This window comes from Mycolicibacterium septicum DSM 44393 (assembly GCF_000455325.1).
Lineage (GTDB): Bacteria > Actinomycetota > Actinomycetes > Mycobacteriales > Mycobacteriaceae > Mycobacterium > Mycobacterium septicum.
The window spans coordinates 1,165,312-1,181,849 of sequence record NZ_HG322951.1 but is presented as its reverse complement, the minus strand read 5'-3'; the positions used below and the strand labels follow the sequence as shown (position 1 = coordinate 1,181,849).

13 protein-coding genes are annotated in these 16,538 nt (G+C 68.1%); 4 read left to right on the top strand and 9 right to left on the bottom strand.

The features are described from left to right. The 7 genes from TX88_RS05395 to TX88_RS05365 all read right to left on the bottom strand — a co-directional run. A partial coding sequence (locus TX88_RS05395; RefSeq protein WP_044515196.1) for a PPE family protein occupies window positions 1-1,104 on the bottom strand: 1,104 nt, incomplete at its 3' end. Between the two features lies 1 nt (window position 1,105). After that, the gene (locus tag TX88_RS05390) at window positions 1,106-1,417 is read right to left on the bottom strand and encodes a PE family protein (protein WP_044515194.1); all 312 of its coding nucleotides are present in this window, start codon (window positions 1,415-1,417) and stop codon (window positions 1,106-1,108) included. Next, on the bottom strand, window positions 1,417-5,382 hold the full coding sequence (locus tag TX88_RS05385; protein ID WP_044515192.1) for a type VII secretion protein EccC: 3,966 nt from the start codon (window positions 5,380-5,382) through the stop codon (window positions 1,417-1,419). The genes TX88_RS05390 and TX88_RS05385 overlap by 1 nt, the downstream gene beginning before the upstream one ends. Beyond that, complete coding sequence (gene eccB / locus TX88_RS05380) at window positions 5,379-6,935, bottom strand: type VII secretion protein EccB (protein WP_044515190.1); 1,557 nt, start codon at window positions 6,933-6,935, stop codon at window positions 5,379-5,381. Before eccB ends, TX88_RS05385 begins: the two co-directional genes overlap by 4 nt. Further along, on the bottom strand, window positions 6,932-8,701 hold the full coding sequence (gene eccA / locus TX88_RS05375) for a type VII secretion AAA-ATPase EccA (protein WP_044515188.1): 1,770 nt from the start codon (window positions 8,699-8,701) through the stop codon (window positions 6,932-6,934). Before eccA ends, eccB begins: the two co-directional genes overlap by 4 nt. A gap of 186 nt (window positions 8,702-8,887) precedes the next feature. After that, the gene (locus TX88_RS05370) at window positions 8,888-9,790 is read right to left on the bottom strand and encodes a class I SAM-dependent methyltransferase (protein ID WP_244438367.1); all 903 of its coding nucleotides are present in this window, start codon (window positions 9,788-9,790) and stop codon (window positions 8,888-8,890) included. A gap of 126 nt (window positions 9,791-9,916) precedes the next feature. Next, window positions 9,917-10,819, bottom strand: a complete 903-nt coding sequence (locus TX88_RS05365; RefSeq protein ID WP_044519126.1) for an oxygenase MpaB family protein — start codon at window positions 10,817-10,819, stop codon at window positions 9,917-9,919. A gap of 76 nt (window positions 10,820-10,895) precedes the next feature. On the opposite strand from TX88_RS05365, the gene TX88_RS05360 reads away from it, so the two are divergent. Both TX88_RS05360 and TX88_RS05355 read left to right on the top strand, forming a co-directional pair. Then, window positions 10,896-11,510: a TetR/AcrR family transcriptional regulator gene (locus TX88_RS05360; protein ID WP_044519125.1), complete on the top strand. Its 615-nt coding sequence runs from the start codon at window positions 10,896-10,898 to the stop codon at window positions 11,508-11,510. Window position 11,511: 1 nt separating this feature from the next. Continuing rightward, on the top strand, window positions 11,512-12,327 hold the full coding sequence (locus tag TX88_RS05355) for a helix-turn-helix transcriptional regulator (protein ID WP_049924854.1): 816 nt from the start codon (window positions 11,512-11,514) through the stop codon (window positions 12,325-12,327). On the opposite strand, the gene TX88_RS05350 is transcribed toward TX88_RS05355, so the two are convergent. Further along, a complete protein-coding gene (locus TX88_RS05350; RefSeq protein ID WP_044515184.1) occupies window positions 12,311-13,720 on the bottom strand; it encodes a carboxylesterase/lipase family protein in 1,410 nt (469 codons plus the stop codon). The two genes, TX88_RS05355 and TX88_RS05350, sit on opposite strands and share 17 nt — an antisense overlap. A gap of 2 nt (window positions 13,721-13,722) precedes the next feature. Further along, on the bottom strand, window positions 13,723-14,631 hold the full coding sequence (locus tag TX88_RS05345; RefSeq protein WP_044515183.1) for an MBL fold metallo-hydrolase: 909 nt from the start codon (window positions 14,629-14,631) through the stop codon (window positions 13,723-13,725). Window positions 14,632-14,733: 102 nt separating this feature from the next. Here TX88_RS05345 and TX88_RS05340 point away from each other — a divergent pair, with 102 nt between their 5' ends. Continuing rightward, window positions 14,734-15,615: a helix-turn-helix transcriptional regulator gene (locus tag TX88_RS05340; protein ID WP_044515181.1), complete on the top strand. Its 882-nt coding sequence runs from the start codon at window positions 14,734-14,736 to the stop codon at window positions 15,613-15,615. A 7-nt stretch (window positions 15,616-15,622) separates the two neighbouring features. Next, window positions 15,623-16,459, top strand: coding sequence for an SAM-dependent methyltransferase (locus TX88_RS05335; protein WP_044515178.1), 837 nt, complete (start codon window positions 15,623-15,625; stop codon window positions 16,457-16,459). Window positions 16,460-16,538: the final 79 nt, after the last annotated feature.

The window sequence follows — 16,538 nt, the reverse complement described above, 5'->3', positions numbered from 1 at the left end:
GGCAGCGGGTGCGCCCGCGGGAGCCGCCGGTGCACCGGCGCCGACGCCTGCCGGGCCCAGGCCCGCCATCGGCAACCCTTGATCGGCCCGCGCCGGCGCCACCGGAGTCTCGGCGTCGGCGGGAACGTCATCTGCCGGAACGTCGTCTGTTGGTAGCAGATCGAGGAATCCCAGTGCGGCGAGGCCAATCCCGAGAAGCGGGACCAGGAACGGCGACAAGGCAACACCGATCCAGGTGCCCCAACCCACTGGCTGGAAGATCAGCTGATAGATGACACCGAACAGGAAAGGCCCCCAGGAGGTCAGGAAACCGGACGGGTTGGTCATCAGGTCGGTGAGCATCTGCTGGAGGGTTCCGAGCGGGTCGTTCAAGAACTTCAGCAGCTCTTTGCCGCCGATCATCGAGTCATTGCCGAGGTAGTCGACCAGCCACTGCGGCAGGTTCGGGTACTCGTTGTCGGCGGTCGCGTCGGCATTGGTCAGCGCCGAGCCGGAATCCGTCGCGGTGGCCTGCGCCATCATCTGCTGCGCGTTGGCCGAGGCGGTGCCCGCCTCCCCCACACCGGGTTTGAGCAGCATCGGCGACGGCGTGCTGGCCGGGGCCGCCATCACCGCGGCTCCCGACACGGCCTGGTAAGTGGCCATGGTGGTGGCCGCCTGGATCCACATCCGGACGTAGTCGGCCTCGTTGACCGCGATCGGAATCATGTTGATACCGAAGAAGTTCGTGGCGATCAGGACGCCGTGCACGACGTGGTTCAGCGCGAGCTCGGGCAGGGTCGGCATGGTGGCCACTGCCGTGGTGTAGGCCGCGGCCGCCGTCTCGTGTTGCACGGCCACCGCCGCACTGTTCGCGCTCTGCTGTGCCAGCCACGTCAGGTAGGGCCCGTGGGCGGCGACATACTGCTCCGAACTCGGGCCCTCCCACGACCCGGCCTGCACCCCACCCAGCACGCTGGTGAGTTCTGCTGCCGCCGAGGCGTATTCGGTGCTCAGCGACTGCCAGGCCCCCGCTGCGGCCAACAACGGCCCGGCACCCGGGCCGCTGGAGAGCAGCGTCGAGTGCACTTCGGGCGGTAAGGCCATCCAGATGGGGGCGGTCATGTCAGATGCCGCGCGCAGTCATGTAGGACGAGGCGGCCATGGCGTCACCGGTGACGTAGCTGGCACCGGACTCCGCGACGCCGGCACCCGAGCGGCCGAGCTCCTCGACGCCCTGGGCGGCCAGCGTCGAATGCTGGGCGCCGTGCGCGCTGAACCCGGTCGCAGTCTGCAACGACACCGCATCCGCGGCAGGCGGGATCACCGCCGAGACCAGGGGTGCGGCCGCGGCATGCGCGGAGGCCAGGCGCGCGGTGAGCGCCTCCACTGCCGCACTCGCGGCGGTCAATCCTTCCGGAACTACCCGCAATGTCATCAGAATTCCTTTCTCCCGTTGTTCACGGACAGCGCCGTGTCATCGATGAGTGGGTTGACGAGCTGGACGAACTCGGGCGCGTCGCCGTCGCCGAGCAACATGCCGCGTCCCGCGGGGAACCGGGCGAACCGGTGCCCGCGGAGCTTGCCGCTGTCGGCGGGATTGCCGGACAGCATCAACGTGGTCGCTTGCAGATCATTGAGGCGACGCAGCAGCGGCGCCGTCATCACGGCGTGCGCCGATCCGGTGGCCCGGGCCGTCACGATGACGCGCAGACCCAGATCGGAAGCCTCGGCCAGCAGACCCACGATGTTGGTCCACGGGCGCTGCCCCGCGAACGGCCCGCTGACGGCGGGTCCGTCGGGGATCTGGTCCACGTCGTCGATGATCAGGTAGTGGACGTGGCCGTCCGGACTCGTCCGCTGACGCCAGGCGCTGAGCTCCTGCGGGCTCAAACCGGCCGGCGGACGGCGCTTCTCGATGAGGGCCGACAGACCCAGCATCGCCGGCAGCACGCGGTCGATGTTGGCGGTGTACTCGTTGTCCGGGAACAACGGCTCCTCCACCAGATGCAGCCGCCGGTCGATCACCGTGAAGGCCACCTCGTCCGGCCGCGAGTTCTCGCGGATGGTCCGGATGATGTGACGCAGCAGCGTGGTCTTGCCCGACCTCGTATCGCCGAACACTGTCAGCAGCGGGTTGTTCTTGAAGTCGACCACGACCGGGGCCAGGTCCTCTTCACGCTGCCCGATGACCACCTGCTCGGGCGCCGGGTACAGCGGCGCCAGGGCGGCCGGAGCCAGCGCGGTGGGCAGCAGACGCACCGGCGGTGCGCTCTGTCCCGGGTAGCGGGCGTTGATGACGGCGATGTCGCTCAACTGCGGCTCGGCGAACAGGAAGTGCTCGGCGGCCATCGTCAGGCCGCGACCCGGCTGATCGGCAGGCACCGATTCGGCGGGACGGCGCAGCGCACCCACCACGCGCACGATGCTGTCGTGGCTGTCGTGCAGCTTGAGCTCCAGGCGCAGGCCCAGGCCGTCACGCATCGCCAGCGGCACCTCCAGCCAGTTCGGCGTGGTGATCACGACGTGGATGCCGTAGGCCAGCCCGGTGTTGGCCAGCTCGGTCACCCTGGCCAGCAACGGATTACGGGTGTTGAACGTGTCCGTGTTGTCCCGGCTGAACGCGTACAGGTTGTCGACGATCAGGAAGACCTCGCCGTAGCCATCGGCATAGCTGCCCACCCGGCTCACCGCGCCCTGCCGCTGACGGGCCCGCAGCAACTGCTCGAGCTCACCGAAGGTACGGCGGATGCGCTCGGGCTCCAGCGGGGTGGCCACACTGCCGACGTGGGCCAGATCCGCCAGGCCTGCGAGCTGGCCGCCGCCGTAGTCCAGGCAGTAGAAGCTCACTTCGCTCGGCGAGTGCAGCGCCGCGGCCGACAAGACGAACGTCTGCAGCGCGGTCGACTTGCCCGATCGCGGACCACCGTGGATCAGCACGTTGGCTGCCGACGAGTTCGCGTCGAACACCAGTGCATCGCGGCGCATCTCGAACGGCTTGTCGATTTCGCCCAGCGGCCAACGCAGTTGACCGGGCTCCACCTCGGTACGGGCCAGCACGTCGTCCAGCGCGATCGAATCGTCCAGCGGCGGCAGCCACAGCTTGGGCGCCTGCGGGCCGTAGGTGGCCAGCTGGTCGCCGACGGTGGCGATCAGCTTGCGCGGTGGCAAGACGTCGATCTCCGGCTCGTTCGTGACGATCACGGTATCGGGCTCGGGCTCGACCCGCGAGGCCGTGAACAGCTGCGGCTGCGGCAGAGCCCGCACCACGATCGACTTCTCGGTGCGCGGCGGATCGTAGATGCCGTCGACGTAGGTGCTGCGGAACTTGATCGGCACCGCACCCGGGGCGGGCACCAGGAAGCCCTCGCCCTTGTGCTCGCGACCCGATTCGATGTGATAGGCGTCCTCGACCCCGATGATCTGACGGGAGATGCTGGGGCTGGCCACTTTCAGGCCGATCCGGTACGACGTGTTCTTGTCGATGTCCTTGATCCGGCCCACGTCCAGGGTCTGCGACGCGAACAGGATGTGAATCCGGAACGAGCGACCCTTGCGGGCAACGTAATCGAACAGATCCGCGTACTCGGGATGCTCGGCGAGCATCAGGGTGAACTCGTCGGCGACGACGAACAGCGTCGGCATCGGGGGCAGGTCGTGCCCGGCCGCGATGGCCGCTTCGTACTCGGTGACCGAGTTGAACGCACTGCCCTGGACCCGGCGGCCGGCCTCCTTGAGCAGCTGCTCACGGCGGGAGACCTCACCGCGCAGGGTGTCGGCGAACCGATCGGCCAGCGACCGCTTCTCGGCCATGTTCGAGATGACCGCGACGACCTGTGGGAAGTTGCGGAAGATGTCGGCACCGGCCTCGCCCTTGAAGTCGGCGTAGATCACGATGAGCCGCTCGGCGGAGTGAGTGGTCAACAGCGACAACAGGATCGACATCAGGGTCTGCGACTTGCCGGAGCCGGTCATACCGATCATCAGGCCGTGCGGGCCCATGCCGCCCTCGGCCTCGTCCTTGAGGTCGAAGTACAGCGGCTCACCGGTGGCGGTGACACCGATCGGCACCCGCAGTTCGTCGTCGCGGTTGCGCGGAGCCCACAGGCTGGCTACGTCCAGTGCCGAGGCATCCGGGATGTCGAGCAGTGTGGTGAAGGTGGCGCCGCCGGTGGCGGTCGACCGCACGTAGCCGGGGTTGGAGTCCCAGCGTGACAACCGGCGCGCGATATGGGCGGCCGCGGCGGCCGACATCGCGTCGGCCTTGTCGACATAAGGCTGCCATCCGTTGCCCTGCCACCGCTCGATCCGACCCTCGGTGACCCGCAGGATGGGCCGCTCGGGATCGGGGTACTGCTCGCGGTTGGGCAGCTTGTCGCTGCGGTGGATCACCGTCACCCCGGTCAGACCGGGCTTGCGGGCGATGTCGTCGGGGTCGGCTTCGGGATCGTCGAGCACGACCAGCATGTGCTTGAGCGCCTGGTCTGCCTCGGCAGGGAACGCGGGTCGGCCGGCCAGGGCCGAATCGAGTTGTCCGCGCAGCTCGTTGACACCGGTGGTCAGGTACCGGGCCGGGCCCACGCCATCGGCCTGGGACGGAATATCAACGTGCGGCAGCCATTTCAGCCACGACCAACCGGCGGCATCGACATCGGGAGAGGCCAGCGCCACCCCGAGCATGGTCGGGTCGTGCCAGGTGACGGCCTGAGCGATCCAGGCGCGCAGCGCGTCGCGGACTTCCTCGGCCTCACCGATCACGGTGATCCGGGCGAGCTTGGTGACGTCGATGCCGGTGGGGGCGTCGCGCACCGTGCGCTGAACGTCGAGCAGACCGCGGAGGGTGCTGTGCGACACCGGCTCCAGGTCGATCTCGTCGGCGGTGTCCTTGACCTTCAGTGCCGCATCCAACGGCACATCGTGCAGCCCGGCGCGCAGCACCAGGAAGTCACGGTCGCGCGGATCGCGCTCCCACTGGCGCCGGGTGCCCGGAATGACGGCCAGCGCCTCGGGCTCCGGGTGTGACCACTCCAGCGCGGCTCGCTGTTCAGCGGCATGGGCACGGACGTTGTCCCGGACCACCGACAGGTAGCGCAGGTAGTCGGCGCGCTCGGCGTCGACCTCTTCGGTGCGCATCTTGTTGCCGCCGCGGTAGAGCGCGGTGGCAGCCAGGAGCAACACGAACGGGAAGAACAGCATCGTCGGCGAGATCATCCGCATGCCGGTCGCGAACAGCGCCACGATCATGCCCACGATCAGGATGACGATCAGGTAGGGCAGCACCCGACGCAGCAGCGACGGCGGGACGATCCGCTCCAATTGAGGCGGCGGCTCGATCGTGATCGTTCCCTTGCGGGTGGTCGGCGGGGTCAGCCGACGCTGGTGCTCGAAGATCAGCCTGCTCATCGGGTGGCCTCCAGGCGCGCAGAATCAGCATTGGACGACAGCGCATCGTGTGCGATGAGGGCGTCGCCGCGGGACAGGGTCGGACCGGCAGCGAACTGCGTCAGGATCGACCACGGAATGGGCAGGGCAGGCGAGGTAAGGCCGAGCGCCGCAACGACTTTGTCGTCACCGGCGGTTTCGATGCCGTACCGGACCCCGGTGTCGCTCACCCAGAACAGCGAGCCTGCGGTCGGCGAGCCCGGCTCGGCCCCGACGGTCTGCACGAAGTAGCCGCTACCGGGGGCCAGCGCGACCCGGTTGGCGGCACCGTTGCTGCCCGCTCCGACCAGATCGACGGTGCGCAGCCCTTCCGGCACCGGCAGCGCCGCGCCCGAGAGAACCGACAGCTTGCTCTCGGTCGCACCGGTCGGCTTGATCCACTGGGCGCAGGTCACCGGGGCGGTCGACGGCGAGACCAGCTCCACCGGCGCGCCCGGGAAAGCGGCGGTGTCGATGGCCCGGGAGACGGGCATCCGCGACACCTCGTCGGGCCCGATCCGCGGCGCCTGGTCCAGGCCGTAGGAGTTGGTGTTGCGCAGGATCGAGGCCAGCACCGGCGAGACCGGCTGCAGACCGTCGGACAGCACCGCGTAGTAGCGGGCGGTGTTGTCAGCGTCATAGGCCGCCACCACACCACCGACGGGCACGGGTGTCGACAACGCGTAATTCGTCGGTGCGCCGGCGTCGGCGACGGGCGGAGCCGTCAATGCCGGAGCCTCGGGGATGGCGTTGAACAGGCCGGCGGCGATGGGCCGCGGCGTGGGGATCTGTCCGCCGAGACCGAGGGCATCGGTGACGGCACGGTTGGCCAGATCGATCGGGCTGCGCTTGCCGTCCCACAGCAACCAGTCGCCCGGGGTCGGGCCTTCGCTGTTGTGCACCAGCACGGCCTGGTCGGAAGTCAGTGCCAAGGCACGCTCACCGCCCGATCCGAGGGTGCCGGCGATGACCGTCACCCCGGCATTGGCGCCGGAGACCGCATCGCACACAGTCCAATCCGCGTCGGTGCGGGTGGTCTGCACCATCCGCTCAGGTGCACCGGGGATGCCGAGCAGGTTCCCGCGCGGGAACTTGTCGATCTCGCTGGTCTTGACCGTGGTCGGGTTGTCCGCCTTCCCGGCGATCAACCGCGCGGAGGTCAGGTTGAGCACAGGATGGAGCTGCTCACCGACGCGCACGTAAAGGGCGGCCGTCGACCGGTCGGCGAGGACCGCGTCGTTGCCCGCCGATCCACCCGGCCGGAACAGTGAGAACAGAAAACAACCGACCAGACCCGTGACGAGGATCAGGGCACCGGTCAACACCGCGCGGCTCTGCGTGCGCAGTGGGTCGACCAACATCCGGGTGTCGTGCAGCGCCACGCCAGAAGCGATGCGGCGCATGACGAATCGCCAGCCCGTCACCTGGTTCTTGGTGACAAAGCCACGGCGGTACTGCACACCGTCGGGATTCTCGTTGTTCGGGGTGCGGGACGAGAACGACCGCCGGTCCTCGGCAGGCCCGGGCGCGGTCATTCGGGCACCGTCAGGCCCAGGCCACGCAGCAGCGGGGCAGCCGAACTGGTCACGTCACCGGCGGTGATCGTCATCATCTCCTCGTCGGTGAAGTCATCGTGGTCGGAATGATCAAGGCGGTACTCGCGCTCCTCCTCGGAACGCTCGACCAGGTTGCGGACGAAGCGGCCGTTACCGGCGATGTCGAGGCTGCGCCGTGGCACACCGTTGGCGTCCGGCATGGTGGCTTCGGCCAGATAACCGAACAGCCTCTCCATGTCGTCGTGGGCGGCCTTCTCGAACGTGCTGTCGCGCTTCTCGGCCATCCGCTCGGCGATCTCGACGAGTTCGGACGAGGAGTACGAGGGGAAGTCGATGCTGCGCGTGAAGCGCGAGCGCAGACCTTCGTTGGTGTCGAGGAACATGTCGAGGTCCTTGCGGTATCCCGCGACGATCACGACGAGCCGGTCGCGGTCGTTCTCCATGCGCGCCAGCAGCGTGTCGATGGCGACGAGACCGAAGTCGTTCTTGGCGCCGGTGGACACCAGCGCGTAGGCCTCGTCGAGGAACAGCACGCCGTCCAGCGCGCTGTCGATGATGGCGTTGGTCTTGGCCTCGGTCTCACCGATGTGCTGGCCAATCAGGTCGGCGCGGTGCACCTCGCGGACCGTCTCCTTCTTGAGAAGTCCCAGGCCGCAATAGATCTTGGCGACGACGCGGGCGATCGTGGTCTTACCGGTACCGGGAGGACCCGCGAACACCAGGTGGTTGGTGCGCTGGGCCACGGCCAGCCCGCGTTCCTGGCGGCGGATCGACATGGCGACCGAGCTCTTGAGCCGAGCCACCTGGAACTTCACTTCTTCCAGGCCGATGAACTCGGCAAGCTCGGCTTCGGCCTCGACGAGCAGGTGGGCCTTGCGCTCCTTGGCGCCCGGGTCGACGAAGTCCGACTCCGTCGGTTCGGTCTCCGGATCCCACGGATCGGATCGGGCTTCGATGCGTGCGGCGGTGGTGATGAGCAGCCCGAAGGTCGGATCCAACAGGGCCTCTTCGACCTGCTTGTTCTCCGGGTGGGCCGCGAACAGGTCCTGCAGAACTTCGTTGGCGTCTTCGTCCTCGCCCTGCGCACGCAAGGTCAGCGCCTTGGCCAGCGCGCCGTCGAGCGCGGCCACCGCGATCGGGCCGGACGGGTCCTCCAGGTAGGACAGCGCGGGCGCCAGCATGCCGAGGCGCGCGAGCGCGATGCCCAGCGTGATCCGCGCGGCGTGCGCGGCGACCTCGTCGAGCGACGGGTTGGTGACCACCGGGGTGAGCAGACGCACCACGTCCGACCAGCGCTCGGAGTGGTGGTTGAACACGACCCGGAGCCAGGTGGCGTTCAGCCACCCGGGGCGACGGGCCAGCAGTTCGGCCACCAGCGCATCGGCCTCGGCGCGTGCGCCCGAGGCATAGCGCCTTGCGGCATAGGCGAGCTGGAAGTCGTCGACGTCAACGGCCCGGAACTGCAGGTACAGCCCACTGTCGTAGGTGAACCCGAGGTCGCCGGCAGCCAGGTCGATCTGCCGCTGCAGCAGGCCGGCACTGCCCCGGGTGCGCCACACCGCGTCGATGACCGGTCCGGACACATCGCCCGCGGCGGCCAGGCCGGTCCAGGCGTCACAGTGGTCATGCGCGATGCGCGTCAGACCAGCAAAGCCGGTCCGGGCTGCGTCGAGATCGGCCGGGCGTTGCCGGTCGTTCACCGTCAAGCCCAGCGCACGACAACATGTGGCGAAGCGGCTGATCACATCGCGATCGAGCCGGGGCGCTCCCTGTGTTGGAGCCGCAAGCGTGTCACTACCCATATGCGTGCACGGGAGCGACTAAGCCCCCGAATCTCTCCCTTATGTATGGCTAAGCTAACTTTTGCTGAAGTTAGCATTGCATAACTTAAGTGTCGAGAGGCACGTACTCGAGCTAGGTCGTGAACTGCCTCACCTTTTGGTCGCAGACACGAGGCTGATAGTTCCTGTCATCCCGCCGGCTTCGGTGTCGGGATCGGGCACGGGCCGGCCCACCCGGGCCAGATACTCCTGCAACGGTGTCGCCACGGCATCCCAGCCCCGCGACCCGAACCACTGATCCGCCGGCTGGTGTTGCTGGTTGTACACGAGCGTGAAAAAAGCGTTCTCGTCTCCGGAGGACACCGCTTCGGCACGCTTGGCCTGGAAGGCCTCATCCGGCATCGGCACCGACTCCTCGATGCCGACAAAGCTGCCCGGCGCCGCCAGCACATCGATCCCAGCAAACAGCTGTTCCTGTGCTGTGGCGGGCAGATAGATCAACAATCCCTCGGCGATCCACGCCGATGGCCGCGACGGGTCGAAGCCGCTGTCCTGCAGGGCCCGCGGCCAGTCGTCGCGCAGATCGATCGCCACCTCGCGGCGCTCGGCCGCCGGCGCCTCCCCCAACTGATCCACGGTGTCGCGCTTGAATTCGAGCACCCGGGGCTGGTCCAGCTCGTACACCACGGTGCCGTCGACCCACGGCAGCCGATAGGCGCGCGAGTCCAGGCCGGCCGCCAACAGCACCACCTGTTGCACCCCGGCTTCGATGACCCGGGCGAAATACTCGTCGAAGTACTTCGTGCGGGCCCCCTGGAAATTGACGAAGTTCTCGCCGAATTCGGTCTGCAGCGGATGCTCGGGATCGGTGCCCTCGACCGCGGTCGTCCACTCGCCCCCGACTTTGCGGCAGAACACCTCGGCATATTCGTCGACGGCCAGCGGATCAGCCTTCCGCGCCTCCAATGCCCTTGAGGCAGCTACGAATAGCGCTGTCTGCCCAACGCTCGAGGTGATGTCCCAGTTGTCTGTGTCTGTCCGTCCGGTGCTCACCGGCGCGAGGGTACGCCCCGAATCTGGCATCTGCCCCCGCCGAGCAGACGCCGCGGTACCCGCGAACCACGGTTTTCGGGTACCTAACTGTCTGCTCGCGGCAGAACCCTGGCCGACCCGGCCGCACTACACCAATGGCCGTCCGGTGCGGATCCGCCAGTCGAGGTCTTTGAGCAGCACGTTGAACGGGAATTGCCGCAGGAACGAGGGCAGCAGGTCGTTGACCGTGCGCAGCACCGCGATCAGCCGGTCGAACCGCTTCTGACTCTTGGCATCCCAGGGCAGCCGCATCTCGTCGCGGAACCGCTGCGGAAGAAAGCCCGTGGTGATCAGCAGCGCCACCGCGTCGAGTCGGCGCTGCACCGCGCGGGGCAGCCTGGGGTTCTTGGGCCGGCCCGCCGCGATCGGATAGAGATAGCCACGCACGGTGTCGTCGATGCGCAGCCGCTCCAGCGATTCCTCCCAGTACCGGTCGAACGCAGCCCGGTCGGCCGGCCACATGTCCTCGGGCACCTGCAGTGTGGTGCCCATCGTGACACTGTCGCGGTAGTGACGGTCGGCGGTCTCGTCGTCCAGCTCGCCGATGAACATCCGGAACACGTCGACCCCGCCCTTGTACAGGCACGCGGCCACCCACAGCTGCAGGTTCTTGTCGAACGCGTTGTATTTCACCGGGCTGTCCTCGGTGGAATACACCTGCGCGTGGGCCTTGTTGACCGCGCGCCGGTAGGCCGCCTTCTGAGCGTCGGAGCCCCGGGTGGCCACGGCCAGATAGGTGAAGGTGGTCCTCGCGCGCTTGATGGGATGCAGGTCGGTGCGGCCGCTGTCGACGCGACTCTCCACGACGCCGTAGCCGACGCCCGGGTTGGCCAGCTGCATGATCACGTTGGCCGGACCGGCCAGCAGCGCCACACCCATCAGCCCGTCGTCGAAGCTGGCGGCTCGCCGGCGGCGCTTGGGCGCAGCCCCCGGGCGCGACGAGTCACTCATCGCCCGTTCGACATGCGGGATCGGTTCGCTGACCGTCATGGCCACCCCTTCTAAAACTGAGAACGTGTGATTCCTGATATTGGCCTGTCGGCCTGACGGGTGTCAAGATGTGTGGGTGAAGCAGGTCCGTCCGTACCGCGGCATCGAGGCTGCCGACCGCCTCGCGCAGCGGCGCAGCCAGCTGCTGGAGGCGGGGCTGGACCTCCTGGGGGCCGAGGACGCCGAGGTGACGGTGCGTGCCGTGTGCCGCACCGCCGGGTTGGCCGCTCGGTATTTCTACGAGAGCTTCACCGACAAAGATGACTTCATCGGCGCCGTCTTCGACTGGGTGATCGCCGATATCGCGACCTCGACGCAGGCCGCCGTCGCCGCCGTTCCACTGGCCGACCAGACCATGGCCGGGATGGCCAACATCGTGCACCTGATCGCCCAGGATCGGCGGATCGGCCGGCTGCTGTTCAGCGTCAAACTGTCCAACGAGGTGCTGGCCCGCAAGCGCGTCGAGTCAACAGCGCTGTTCGCCACCCTGCTCGGTCAGCACGCCGGCGATGCCCTGCACCTGCAGGAGAACGACTACCTCAGAGCCACTTCCTATTTCGCGGTCGGCGGCGTGACCCAGACGATCAGCGCGTGGTTGTCCGGTGAGATCGCGCTGTCCCCCGACCAGCTCATCAACCAGTTGCGCTCGATGCTCGACGCAGTGGCCGGCATGCAGCAACCGGAGAGTTGACGTGCCGGGCCCGGTGTTGCTGCGCCCCGGCGCGGCGCTGGCCACCCACATCCAGTTCTTCGGATACTGGCAGAACACCCGGGCCTCGACGCATCGCAGCCGGGCACTCCCCCGCGGCGCCGCGACGGTGATCATCGATCTCGACGCCCGTGAGCAGGTCGATTTCTACGCCGCCGACGCCACCACCCGCCTCGACGTCGGCGCTGCCTTCATCGCCGGGGCAGGGGTCACCTCGTACGTCACTCAGATCGACCCGGCACAGACCGTGCTGACCATCCATTTCCGTCCAGGCGGCGCCGCGGCGTTCCTGCCGGCGCCGCTGTGCGACCTCGAGGACAGCTGCGTCGGGCTGGAAGCGATCTGGGGCCGAGCCGGGTCGACGCTGCGCGACCGCCTGATCGACGCGTCCTCGGTACCTGCGCGGATCGCACTGGTCGAGTCATTTCTCCTGGCGCGCATGCGGTCCCGCGATCCTTCGGTCGAGGCAGTCCTGCGCGCCGCCGAACGACGACCCTCCCTGCGGGTCGCCGATGCCTGCGCCCTGACCGGGTTGTCCGCCCGCCGGCTGATCGCGTCGTTCCGTTCCGAGGTGGGCCTGACTCCCAAGACCTATCTGCGGGTGCGCCGATTCCAGGCTGCGTTGCGGATGCTCGACGCCGGAGACGTCCGCGGTGCCGAGATCGCGTCCGATCTCGGCTACTTCGATCAGGCTCACTTCGTCCGGGAGTTCCGGTCGTTCACCGCCATGACGCCGACGCAGTACACCCAGCGCCGCACATGGCTGCCCAGCCATGTCGGCGTCAGCCCAAGCCGGTGAACCTACGCGTCACCGATTCAGCCCAGCCCGGATCACCCGTGGTGGCATAGCCGACCCAGGCACTGTGCATCTGGTCGGCCAATGTGGCGGGAGGCTCGCCCGGCCCGAGCAGCGCAGCCGGGCCGCGCAATGACTCCAGTCCGATCCGGTCGAACACGAACGGCAGCTCGACCGCATGGGCTGCACCCAGCGTGCCGTCCACAGCTTCTGAACGCCACGAGAATTCGTAACGGTGGGTACCCGCGCCTGCCAGTTGCTCATGGGCTCGGGCGGTGCGGTCACTGCCGGAGCGGAACAACGCGTCACCGAGAATCGCCGCGCGCAGCTCACCCCAGCCCGCACGAGGAAAGCGCGAGCGGTACTGCCGGACCAGGCTCGCGGGATCGGGGGCCGCGCGCGCGGCGAGTCGCTCGACGTCGTCGCGGGTGGTGGAGGCGAGTTGCGACTGCGGGGCCAGGTACAGGTTGCCCTCCTCAGCGTTGGTCCCGATGAGCAGCCCCACTTCGGGATTGAGCCGCTGCGCCGGTTGCTCGGCCAGCACCAGGCTGAACGGGCTCAATCCCAGCAGCGGGTCGAAATGTTCCTCGGTGTGCAAATCGAGCCCGGACAGCCCGGAAACCACTTCGACGAGCTGTTCGTCGGAGAGCTTGTCGAAGCCTGCGACGGTGGGCTCAACGCCCAGAGACTGGGCCGCGGCCCTGGTCACCCGCCTGGCCTGCGCCGGGCTGAAAGCACCGAACCCGTTGCCGCTCTGCATGATTGCACGGCGAATCAGGGACTGCACACCAGGGGTTCCCAGCACTCCGGCGGCGACCGTCGCGCCCGCGGACTGGCCGAACAGGGTGACGTTGCCGGGATCCCCGCCGAATGCCTCGATGTTGGTCTGCACCCAGGCCAGCGCGGCCAGCACATCGAGCAGCCCGCGGTTGGGCACCGCGCCGGGCAGATCCAGAAATCCGGCGATCCCGAGCCGGTAGGTGACCGTCACCAGCACCACGCCGTCACGGGCGAAGGCGCTTCCGTCGTAGAGCGCCGAGCGGGTGGAGCCGGCGACGAAGCCGCCGCCGTGGACGAACACCATGACCGGACGGCGCTGCGCGTTCGGCGGAGCCCAGACGTTGACCGTGAGATAGTCGTCGCCGCGCACCCAGCCCGGCCCGAAGAAGGGCGACATGTCCAGGCGTCCGAACCCATTGCGGGGCGGCTGCGGAGCGGTCGGTCCGAACCTGCTCGCATCGCGTAGGTCCCGCCACGGTTCGTGGGCGATCGGCGCCGCGAAGCGGCCCGCGGTCATAGGTGCTGTGGCGTAAGGGATACCGAGAAATACCTGCGCGTCCGGGGTCTGGAGACCACGCACCGCACCGGTTGCCGTCCCGACGATCGGATCGTCCATCCTCACGAACCCTCCGTCACCCGGCCGAACGGTGCCCACGCCTTGATCGCGTACCTGTCGCCGTCGCGCATCACCTCGGCACCGCCGTGCCCGCCGAAATGGGCCGGTATCACCAGCGTGTTGGTGTCGGCGGCCTGGTCCAGCACCCGACGCCGGGTGGCCCGCGCCTGCACGGGGTCCTCGCAGTAGCAGCTGTTGGTGTCGGGTTCGACGACCTGCAGCGCCGTGTGCATCATGTCGCCGACGAAAACAGCACGGTCGCTGCCGGACCGCAGCCTGACCACCGCCGAGCCCGGGGTGTGGCCCGGGGCCGCCTCGAGCGAGAGGTTGGTATCGATCTGAAAACCCTCCTCCCACAACACTGTTTGTCCCGCCGCATGAACCGGGGCCACGCTGTCGAGGAACACGTTGTCCCGCCCGGCGACCGGGCCGCCCCTGTTGGCCGGGTTCCAGAAATCGAAGTCGGCCAACGGCATCAGATAGGTGGCGTTCGGAAAGGTCGGGATCCAGTTGCCGTCGTCGAGGTAGGTGTTCCAGCCGACGTGGTCGACATGGAGGTGGGTGTTGATCACCACGTCGACATCCTCGGGAGCGACACCGGCCCGGGAGAGGTTCCCGAGAAAATCGGTGTCCAGGTGATGCCAGACCGGGGCATGCGGCCGGTCCTTGTGATTGCCCACCCCGGTATCGACCAGGATGGTCCTGCCCTCGCTGCGCAGCAGCCAGGTCTGAATGGCGGAGACACAGACGTCGTTGCCAGGGTCGTAGAAGTCGGGCGCCAGCCATCCCTCGTTGCGTCGCCACACCTCGTCGGAGGACTCCGGGAAGAACTCCTGCGGCGACAACCGGACCGAGCCGTAATACTCCATCACCCGGGTCACGCTGACGTCGCCCAAAACGATTTCGTTCATGGGACCGAGCCTGGTCGCGCCCTGCCTGCTCAGCCAGGCCCCACTGTGCCTACCCCTGGCAGGGATAGGCACGGCTCGTCAGGCCGCAGGCATAGTGGGGTCATGACCACCGGACAACTCGGCGAATTCCTGCGGGCCCGCCGCGGTCGGCTGCATCCAGAGGATGTGGGTCTGTCCCGGTACGGCGAGCGGCGCCGGGTCGCGGGGCTGCGACGGGAAGAAGTTGCACAGCTCGCCGGCGTCAGCGTGTCGTATTACACGCGGCTGGAACAGGGGCAATCGGCCAATGCCTCGGATGCGATCCTCGAAGCGCTGGCGCGGGCTCTGCAGCTGGATGTTCACGAGCAGGCGCATCTGCGGGAGCTGGCATCACGGCGCGCGCAGCCGCCGCGGCGTCCTCCCGTCGAGCACGTCAGCGCGTTGACGCGCGATCTGTTGCGCTCGCTGGACCACCTGCCGGTGCTGGTGCTCGGACGCCGCACCGATGTGCTGGCCTGGAACGAGCTGGGACACGCGCTGCTGGCCGGCCACGTGGATTTCTCGTCGGTGGACAACCCGGCGACCCGGCCGAACCTGGCCCGGCTGCTGTTCCTCGACCCCCATACTCGCGATCTCTACGTGGATTGGCACCGCAAGGTCCGGACGGTGGTCGGCAGCCTCCGCCTGGCGGCGGGCCGGCATCCCGACGACGCACTGCTGTCCGCACTGATCGGTGAATTGTCGGTCAAGAGCGAGGAGTTCGTGTCGCTGTGGGCCGATCACCGCGTCAAGCCCTGCGAGGCGGACTCCTACGACCTGCGCCATCCGCTCGCCGGACCACTCACGGTCACCATGCAGAATCTCACGCTGGCCCGCGACGCCGAACAATCGCTGGTTGTGGTGACGACGGCGGAGGGCTCGAGTTCGGCGGACGCGCTAGAGCTGCTCGCGCGGGAATCCCGGGGCAAAAATATCCAAGACCCGACGACTGCCGGACGCGCATGATGGCGACATGACCAACTCCGGACAGACCCCAGGTCAGGCAGTGGCCGACACCGGCGTCCTGGTGGCGGCAATCCGCGCCGAGGAAACCCGCCGCCCCGACCGGCTTTTCGACGATCCGTTCGCAGAGCGCCTGGCCGGCGAGTCCGGTCGGCGGATGCTCGCTGAAGCCGTCGCCACCAGTGGTGACAAGTCCACGCTGCAGATCGTGGTGCGCACCCGGTTCTGGGATGAGGCACTGCTCACCGCCGTGCCACCGGTCAGGCAGGTGGTGATCGTCGCCGCGGGCCTGGACGCCCGGGCCTACCGGCTGCCGTGGCCCGACGGCACCACGGTGTTCGAACTCGATCAGCCCGCGGTGATCGCGGCCAAGGCTGCGGCGCTGGCCGGCGACGAACCGCGCTGCCGGCGGGTGGCCATCGGCGTCGATCTCACCACCGACTGGACCGATACCTTGCGGTCCAACGGCTTTGACCCGGAATTACCTGCCGTCTGGCTGATGGAAGGGCTGCTGCAGTATCTGGACGAGGGCGCCGTGCACACGCTGTTCGAGCGGGTCGACGCGCTCTCGGCGCCCGGTTCGGTGCTGCTCTACGACATCGTCGGCAAGACACTGCTGGACAGCGTGATGCTGGCCCCGGTCCTCGAACAGATGTCCCGTAACGGGGCGCCGTGGCTGTTCGGCACCGACGCCCCGGAGCGTCTGTGTGAGCGACTGGGCTGGTCGGCGGTCGTCACCGACGTGGCCGCACCGGGGAACGAGTGGAACCGGTGGTTCGCCCCCGCGGTCCCGCTGGATGTCCCGGGAGTGCCGCGCGGGTATTTCGTCACTGCCACCAAGTCCTGACGCCGGAACGCGGCAGCTCCGTCAACCACTCCTGCCACGCACTGCGACGAATGTGCGGGATTCTGTGATCGCAGGCCCC

What these genes read in the sequence shown, in the direction of transcription:
- TX88_RS05340 (WP_044515181.1), top strand. Translation starts at nt 14,734, where the DNA reads ATGACCACCGGACAACTCGGCGAATTCCTGCGGGCCCGCCGCGGTCGG.
- TX88_RS05350 (WP_044515184.1), bottom strand. Translation starts at nt 13,720, where the DNA reads ATGGACGATCCGATCGTCGGGACGGCAACCGGTGCGGTGCGTGGTCTC.
- TX88_RS05385 (WP_044515192.1), bottom strand. Translation starts at nt 5,382, where the DNA reads ATGAGCAGGCTGATCTTCGAGCACCAGCGTCGGCTGACCCCGCCGACC.
- TX88_RS05390 (WP_044515194.1), bottom strand. Translation starts at nt 1,417, where the DNA reads ATGACATTGCGGGTAGTTCCGGAAGGATTGACCGCCGCGAGTGCGGCA.
- TX88_RS05365 (WP_044519126.1), bottom strand. Translation starts at nt 10,819, where the DNA reads ATGACGGTCAGCGAACCGATCCCGCATGTCGAACGGGCGATGAGTGAC.
- TX88_RS05335 (WP_044515178.1), top strand. Translation starts at nt 15,623, where the DNA reads ATGACCAACTCCGGACAGACCCCAGGTCAGGCAGTGGCCGACACCGGC.
- eccB (WP_044515190.1), bottom strand. Translation starts at nt 6,935, where the DNA reads ATGACCGCGCCCGGGCCTGCCGAGGACCGGCGGTCGTTCTCGTCCCGC.
- TX88_RS05345 (WP_044515183.1), bottom strand. Translation starts at nt 14,631, where the DNA reads ATGAACGAAATCGTTTTGGGCGACGTCAGCGTGACCCGGGTGATGGAG.